Source organism: Photorhabdus kayaii, from assembly GCF_025384895.1.
GTDB lineage: Bacteria > Pseudomonadota > Gammaproteobacteria > Enterobacterales > Enterobacteriaceae > Photorhabdus > Photorhabdus kayaii.
Genome location: NZ_JAJAFZ010000047.1, coordinates 33,867 through 40,634 on the forward strand (window position 1 = coordinate 33,867; position 6,768 = coordinate 40,634).

At 41.2% G+C, this 6,768-nt stretch carries 7 protein-coding genes and 1 pseudogene; 6 read left to right on the forward strand and 2 right to left on the reverse strand.

What is annotated here, in order from left to right; translation table 11 throughout:
• Positions 1–25 precede the first annotated feature (25 nt).
• A complete protein-coding gene (locus tag LGZ98_RS16385; RefSeq protein ID WP_262978292.1) occupies positions 26–676 on the reverse strand; it encodes a transglycosylase SLT domain-containing protein in 651 nt (216 codons plus the stop codon).
• A 218-nt stretch (positions 677–894) separates the two neighbouring features.
• Between LGZ98_RS16385 and LGZ98_RS16390 the strand changes: the two genes are divergently transcribed.
• From LGZ98_RS16390 to LGZ98_RS16410, 5 genes are all read left to right on the forward strand, one after another.
• Complete coding sequence (locus LGZ98_RS16390) at positions 895–1,815, forward strand: metal ABC transporter substrate-binding protein (protein WP_271858569.1); 921 nt, start codon at positions 895–897, stop codon at positions 1,813–1,815.
• The gene (locus LGZ98_RS16395) at positions 1,812–2,708 is read left to right on the forward strand and encodes a manganese/iron ABC transporter ATP-binding protein (protein WP_112893985.1); all 897 of its coding nucleotides are present in this window, start codon (positions 1,812–1,814) and stop codon (positions 2,706–2,708) included. The genes LGZ98_RS16390 and LGZ98_RS16395 overlap by 4 nt, the downstream gene beginning before the upstream one ends.
• Positions 2,705–3,583 (forward strand): metal ABC transporter permease, encoded by an 879-nt coding sequence (locus tag LGZ98_RS16400; protein WP_112875720.1) that lies wholly within the window; start codon positions 2,705–2,707, stop codon positions 3,581–3,583. Before LGZ98_RS16395 ends, LGZ98_RS16400 begins: the two co-directional genes overlap by 4 nt.
• Positions 3,580–4,467: a metal ABC transporter permease gene (locus LGZ98_RS16405; RefSeq protein ID WP_262978293.1), complete on the forward strand. Its 888-nt coding sequence runs from the start codon at positions 3,580–3,582 to the stop codon at positions 4,465–4,467. The genes LGZ98_RS16400 and LGZ98_RS16405 overlap by 4 nt, the downstream gene beginning before the upstream one ends.
• Positions 4,468–4,710: 243 nt before the next feature.
• On the forward strand, positions 4,711–5,580 hold the full coding sequence (locus LGZ98_RS16410) for a fructosamine kinase family protein (protein ID WP_113041001.1): 870 nt from the start codon (positions 4,711–4,713) through the stop codon (positions 5,578–5,580).
• Positions 5,581–5,634: 54 nt separating this feature from the next.
• Here the strand turns inward: LGZ98_RS16410 and LGZ98_RS16415 are convergent, their stop codons facing one another.
• On the reverse strand, positions 5,635–6,177 hold the full coding sequence (locus LGZ98_RS16415; RefSeq protein WP_113041002.1) for a YniB family protein: 543 nt from the start codon (positions 6,175–6,177) through the stop codon (positions 5,635–5,637).
• 186 nt (positions 6,178–6,363) lie between these two features.
• On the opposite strand from LGZ98_RS16415, the pseudogene LGZ98_RS16420 reads away from it, so the two are divergent.
• Positions 6,364–6,714: pseudogene (locus LGZ98_RS16420) on the forward strand (HAD hydrolase-like protein); the annotation flags it as partial.
• Positions 6,715–6,768: the final 54 nt, after the last annotated feature.

A 6,768-nucleotide genomic window follows, 5' to 3' on the forward strand; every position in this document is an offset into this window, starting at 1 on the left:
GCAAATTGCCACGGGCGGCTTGTTGTTAACGATAAGCCTTTTTCACCTTCCACAAATAGCGTGGAGCCTGAGGTGCTGGATGATTATCCTGAACATACCGATAAAACTCATCCGGCGTCATGCTGTTTATTTTATTGACGGCTAATTGACGATCTGCATTAAAAGTACGCAAAAGAGCACCCGCACCATTTACGTAGGCAACGATAGTGGCGTAGTAGAGAGTCTCAGGGTTATCAATACCTACCAGATGTTGCTCCTTCAGGATACTGATATAAGCAGTGCCAAGATCAATATTAGTTTTAGGATCTTTCAACTCACGAGTTGTTGGCTGACCAGAACGCCCTTTCTGTCGATACACATCCCGCCCTGCTGTCGATGCTTTAATTTGCATAAGACCAATTGCATTCGATTTACTGACTACATTAGGACGAAAACCGGATTCAACTTGAATAATCGCTCTGATCAGAGTTTCATCAACGCCGTACCGATTGGATGCCTGTTGAATAAAGGTATCAAAAGGCGTCGGCGGAAAAGAAGAAATTCTAGCTGCGTTGGAAGTATTGCTAAGCATACGTTGCTGACCGGACTGTTTACCAACATTTGTTTGCTGAACATTTCTCTCAGCACAACCGACTAACAGCACGACCAGTGCCACAAAGCTCAGTCTTAATTTCACCCTATAATCCTCCGGATCAAATTTTGCTACAGCGCAGCATATACAATTTCGTTTACAATCTAAAAATATTTTTACTTAACTTTTCACTGTATTCGTGTTCATATCATATGGAATGACTATTGCAACAATTGCTATTTCCAAATTTTATCATCTTGACTTTACTTAAATGATATTGATAATCGTTATCATATACTTATAACAAGTAAGGTTTGAATTTTATGAAGAAAAAACTTTCTCTGCTTTTACTTTCTCCTCCTGTTCTGGGAATTATGTTGATTCTCTTATCTGTAATTCTATTTAGTCATCAGGTATCCGCCGCCAAACAATTTAAAGTTGTCACGACCTTTACTATTATCCAAGATATCGCACAAAACGTAGCAGGTGATGCGGCGATTGTTGAATCAATTACTAAACCTGGTGCCGAAATCCATGATTACCAACCCACCCCCAAAGATATTATAAAATCTCAACATGCTGATTTGATCCTTTGGAATGGGCTAAATCTAGAACGCTGGTTTGAACGCTTCTTTGAAAACCTTAAAGATGTACCTGCCGTTGTCATTACTGACGGCATTGAACCACTACCTATCCGTGAAGGGCCTTACAACGGGAACCCTAATCCTCATGCTTGGATGTCACCCACAAATGCTTTAATCTATATTGAGAATATTCGCCAAGCATTTGTGAAATACGATCCTGAAAATACAGAAATTTATAATAAGAATGCCAAAGCCTATGCTGAAAAAATCGCACAACTGGATTCTCCACTGAGAAAACGTCTTTCCCGTATTCCACAGGATCAACGTTGGTTAGTCACCAGTGAAGGGGCTTTTAGCTATTTAGCTAAAGATTACCAATTCAAGGAAGTTTATCTATGGCCAATTAATGCGGAAGAACAAGGTTCACCACAACAAGTTCGTCATGTCATTGATACTGTAAGAGCAAACAAAATCCCAGTTGTATTTAGCGAAAGTACAATTTCAGATAAACCCGCTAAACAAGTCAGTAAAGAAACAGACGCCCGTTATGGTGGCGTTCTTTATGTAGATTCACTCTCCGGCAGTACTGGCCCGGTACCAACTTACATTGATTTACTGAACAAAACTGTAGATACAATCGCAAAAGGATTTAATCAATGAATAGCAATATACTGTTTGAACGTCCTCATTTAGTCGTTGATGACGCCACTGTGACTTATAACAATGGTCACACAGCTATTTATGATGCAAGTTTTTCTATCACCGGTGGAACTATTTGTGCGTTGGTGGGCATTAACGGTAGCGGTAAATCCACATTGTTTAAGACTATCATGGGACTGGTAAGCCCATCTCAGGGAAAAGTAACTCTGAGTGATATGCCAGTCAAAAATGCTTTGAAGAAAAATATTATTGCATATGTCCCTCAAACAGAAGAAGTCGACTGGAACTTTCCAGTATTGGTTTCTGATGTCGTTATGATGGGCCGCTATGGGAAAATGGGATTCCTGAGAATCCCAAGTAAAAGAGATCACCAAGCTGTTGATAAAGCACTTGAACGTGTCGGCTTAACGGCCCTACGCAACCGACAGATTGGCGAACTCTCGGGCGGGCAGAAAAAACGGGTTTTTCTTGCAAGAGCTCTAGCTCAGGAAGGTAAAGTTCTATTACTAGATGAACCTTTTACTGGTGTTGATGTAAAAACAGAGAATGCCATCATTGACCTGTTGTGTGATTTACGTGATGAGGGCCATCTGGTTCTGGTTTCTACACATAACCTCGGTAGCGTGCCTGAATTCTGCGATCATGTTATCCTAATCAACCGAACTGTTCTAGCAAGTGGCCCAACAGAAACAACGTTCACCCAAAAAAATTTAGAGATGACTTTTGGTGGAGTACTTCGTCATATTAATCTATCTGGTCCGGAATTACATGATGATGATGATCCACGCTCCTTGACTGTTATTACTGATGATGAACGCGCAGCCGTATTTTATGGTCATGATCATCATGTTCCGCCAAGGCAGGGTCAGCATAAGGAGAAGCGTCAATCATGACAGAGCTTTTGCTGCAACCTTTTCACTATAATTACATGGTAAAAGCCATCTGGGTTAGCGCCATCGTCGGTGCTGTCTGTGCCTTTCTTTCTTCCTACCTGATGTTAAAAGGCTGGTCATTGATGGGAGACGCGCTCTCTCACTCAGTTGTGCCTGGCGTCGCTGGTGCTTATGCGCTGGGTCTTCCTTATGCAGGTGGTGCTTTTTTTACCGGAATGCTGGCAGCTCTGTCTATGACTTTAGTTCGTCATATCACTCGCTTACGTGAAGATGCAGTAATCGGGTTCATTTTTTCCACTTTCTTTGCGGTCGGCTTATTAATCGTTTCCCTCAATCCTACATCGGTTAACGTACAAACCATTATTTTCGGCAATATCCTTGGCATCGCTGATGAAGATGTTCTCCAAGTTGAAATCATTATTGCGATTTCATTTATCGTGCTCATGTTTATCTGGAAAGATTTGCTAATTGTATTTTTTGATGAAACACATGCTCGCTCTATCGGTTTATCTCCCTTGCGGATGAAAATCATTTTTTTTACTTTGTTGAGTGCTTGTACTGTCGCAGCCTTACAAACTGTCGGCGCTATTCTGGTGATTGCAATGGTTGTCACTCCAGGCGCAACAGCTTACTTATTAACAGATCGTTTTAAGCACCTGCTGATCATTGCCGTTACTATTGGTTCCCTGACCAGTGCATTTGGCGCTTACCTAAGCTTTTTCCTTAACGGCGCTACTGGTGGTGTCATTGTCACGCTGCAAACCGTTATTTTCCTACTCGCATTCTTCTTTGCACCAAAGCATGGGCTATTCGCTTCACGTATACGTGCCAGAAAAGAATCCTCAGCCTTGGCTCAGGAGACAACACAATTATGAATGAGTTGACACAATTACTCACTGAGCCGTTTATGTTTCCATTTATGCAACGGGCGGTATTTGCTGCTATTGTAACAGGTGCAGTATGTGCAATACTCTCTTGTTATCTGGTTCTTAAGGGCTGGTCGTTAATGGGTGATGCCATCTCTCACGCTGTATTGCCAGGCATTGTGCTAGCTTTCGCTGCTGGTATACCGCTGGCTATTGGCGCATTCCTTTCCGGTATTTTTTGTGCTTTTGCAACAGGATATCTGAAAGAACATAGCCGGATAAAAGAAGATACTGTCATGGGAATTGTCTTTTCAGGCATGTTTGCCTTTGGTTTAGTTCTTTTTGCCCGAATAGACACTGACCAACATCTCACTCATATTTTGTTCGGAAATATTCTAGGGATCACTAAAGATGAGTTGAATCAAACATTATGGATTACCTGTATCACTATGGTGGTAGTACTGCTAAAGCGCAAAGACTTCATGCTTTACTGCTTCGATCCAAACCAAGCACGTGTAGTGGGATTACCTGTTAAGCTTTTGCATTACGGTTTACTTTGTCTATTGTCAATGACCATTGTCGCTTCCCTGCAAGCCGTGGGAATGATTTTAGTTATCGCAATGTTGATATCACCGGGAATCATCGCTTTCATGTTATGCCGCAGTTTTGACCGAATGTTAATTGTCGCTATCATTGCATCAGTCAGTTCCTGTGTCCTGGGTACTCTGGTCAGTTTCCACATTGATGGTGCAACGGGGCCATGCATTGTTATTGTTCAGGCTATTTTCTTTACACTGGCACTGACTTACAGTCAGATAAAACTTGTAAGAACAAAATCCAAACGTAAAACATATCAATCAGCCCTACAAATCTCTAACGAACCCAATCAATAACAAAAAGGGTTATATCTGTTTTGAAATATATACCCTATGGATTTCAAGATGGATCGCGACGGCAAGGGAGCGAATCCCCGGGAGCATAGATAACGATGTGACCGGGGTGAGTGAGTGCAGCCAACAAAGAGGCAACTTGAAAGATGACGGGTATAACCCTGTTAATCATCTTTTTTACCTGATCATATGTTTTCTCTGACTATAATTGTTCATAAAGTAATTGACGACATAGAGAGGTGAACCATGTGGCAAACAGTAAATCGTTTGTTAAACGAACATTTCGGTGTTGCTGAAATTCACGATAAAACTGAGTTAGCCGGAGGGGACATCCACCAAGCTTGGCGAGTCACTCATGGAAAACGACAAGTTTTTGTCAAATCAAATCTGCGCGAGATGCTCCCTGTCTTCAAAGCAGAATCAGAACAGCTTGAACTCCTGGCTCGCAGCCAAACTATCCGTGTTCCAACTGTTTATGGCATTGGCAATGCCCGTGACCATAGCTTTCTATTGCTTGAATTTCTGCCTTTAAAATCTTTTGACCCTCACAGTGCCTATTGCTTCGGTCAACAACTGGCAAAACTTCATCAATGGAGTGAGCAACCTCAATTCGGCTTTGACTTTGACAATATGCTGGCAACAACTCCACAACCTAATGGCTGGCAACGACGTTGGCACCAATTTTATGCGGAAAAGCGGGTTGGTTGGCAATTACAAATCGCAGCAGAAAAAAACATGATATTTGGTGATATTGATAATATCGTTCAAGCTATAAGTAACAAACTTCAACACCATCAGCCACAACCCTCTCTGTTACATGGCGATCTCTGGCCAGCTAATTGTGCTTCGCTAGATGACCAAGCCGTTGCCTTCGACCCAGCCTGTTATTGGGGAGATCGTGAATGTGATTTCGCTATGTTACCGTTATACCCTGACTTACCCATGCAAATTTTTGATGGCTATCAGAGCATATGGCCACTCCCTGCCAACTTTATTGAACGGCAGCCTGTGTATCAGCTCTATTATTTGCTTAACCGGTGTAATCTCTTTGGTGGTGATAATCTTATTGCGGTTCAAAATATTCTCGATAATATTTTGACTGAAAATAGCCAATAGATGGTAATCAGGCTGCGAAAATACTTATTCCGCAGCTATAGACAACCGGAGAATCTACCAGCCTAAGATTTTCAATAGAAAATAAAAAATTGCACCGATAATTACCGGTGAAATATATAAGGTATAAATCTGACTGAACAGCGTATGACGAGGAAGTTTAATTTTTAATTCAATCTGTTCTCTCGTCAGGCCATCATTGCCTTTAGCTTTTTCAATAATAAGCTGATCTTCAATGTTTTCTCGTATAAACTTCACTTGTCTGTATATCCGTTGACCTGACGCACTCATAGCAAGGCCGAAAAAAATAAGAAAATAGATAATCAGGAAACCAAGCGTTGATCCGGTAAAACCAGCCAGACGATCAGGTGTTGGTGAGTTTTTCCAGAAGAAATCCAGAAATGGGGTATTAAAACGCACCATTTCAGCCATCATTTTCAGGAAATCATCCAAAACAGCATTGATACCATCACCCTTAATACCGTGCAGCCAGGCAAGGTTAATCACAGAAACAGTGGTCGATAAAAGTGCCGGAACAAAAATCACCCAACCTAAAACTCGCTTAATAATAGCGATGTATCCGGCTTTTTGGTAAGTCATCGATATCCCTCATAACAATAAGCAGATTTTATTTTCGGCTAATCATAGCCCATCAATCACCAAATTTAACTTTATATTTAATTAACTAAGCATTTCTTACCATGTTCCCGATCAGGAAAAGATTTCACCTACTGAGATTGTTACAATCAGCTTTCGCTAACTGTCTGACCAGAGAGAGATACTTAAATGTCTTTTCATTTACCAATAAAAGCGGCCATTTTCGATATGGACGGCTTACTGATTGACTCTGAACCCTATTGGACCCAAGGAGAAAAAGAAGTATTTAGTGAATTAGGTCTGGATTTCTCTTTAGCAGAAAAACTACCAGATACTCTTGGATTGCGAATTGACCAAGTTGTGGAACTTTGGTATCAGGCTTCTCCCTGGCAAGGGGCATCAAAATCAGACGTGGAACAGAGAATTACCGACCATGTTATCGATTTGGTAAAAGAAAACCGTCCTTTACTCCCAGGTGTTGAATATGCTTTAAACCTTTCATCATTTATGCCGATGGCAGCTTCTTATTGTTCACATAGTAGCCGTAGCGCTTATGTCTTATTCTGTCAAACAAAAATCTAATTAAATATTAAC

Bases quoted from the DNA above. Each gene is read 5' to 3' on its own strand.
- LGZ98_RS16390 (WP_271858569.1), top strand. From the start codon at position 895: ATGAAGAAAAAACTTTCTCTGCTTTTACTTTCTCCTCCTGTTCTGGGA.
- LGZ98_RS16395 (WP_112893985.1), top strand. From the start codon at position 1,812: ATGAATAGCAATATACTGTTTGAACGTCCTCATTTAGTCGTTGATGAC.
- LGZ98_RS16400 (WP_112875720.1), top strand. From the start codon at position 2,705: ATGACAGAGCTTTTGCTGCAACCTTTTCACTATAATTACATGGTAAAA.
- LGZ98_RS16405 (WP_262978293.1), top strand. From the start codon at position 3,580: ATGAATGAGTTGACACAATTACTCACTGAGCCGTTTATGTTTCCATTT.
- LGZ98_RS16410 (WP_113041001.1), top strand. From the start codon at position 4,711: ATGTGGCAAACAGTAAATCGTTTGTTAAACGAACATTTCGGTGTTGCT.
- LGZ98_RS16415 (WP_113041002.1), bottom strand. From the start codon at position 6,177: ATGACTTACCAAAAAGCCGGATACATCGCTATTATTAAGCGAGTTTTA.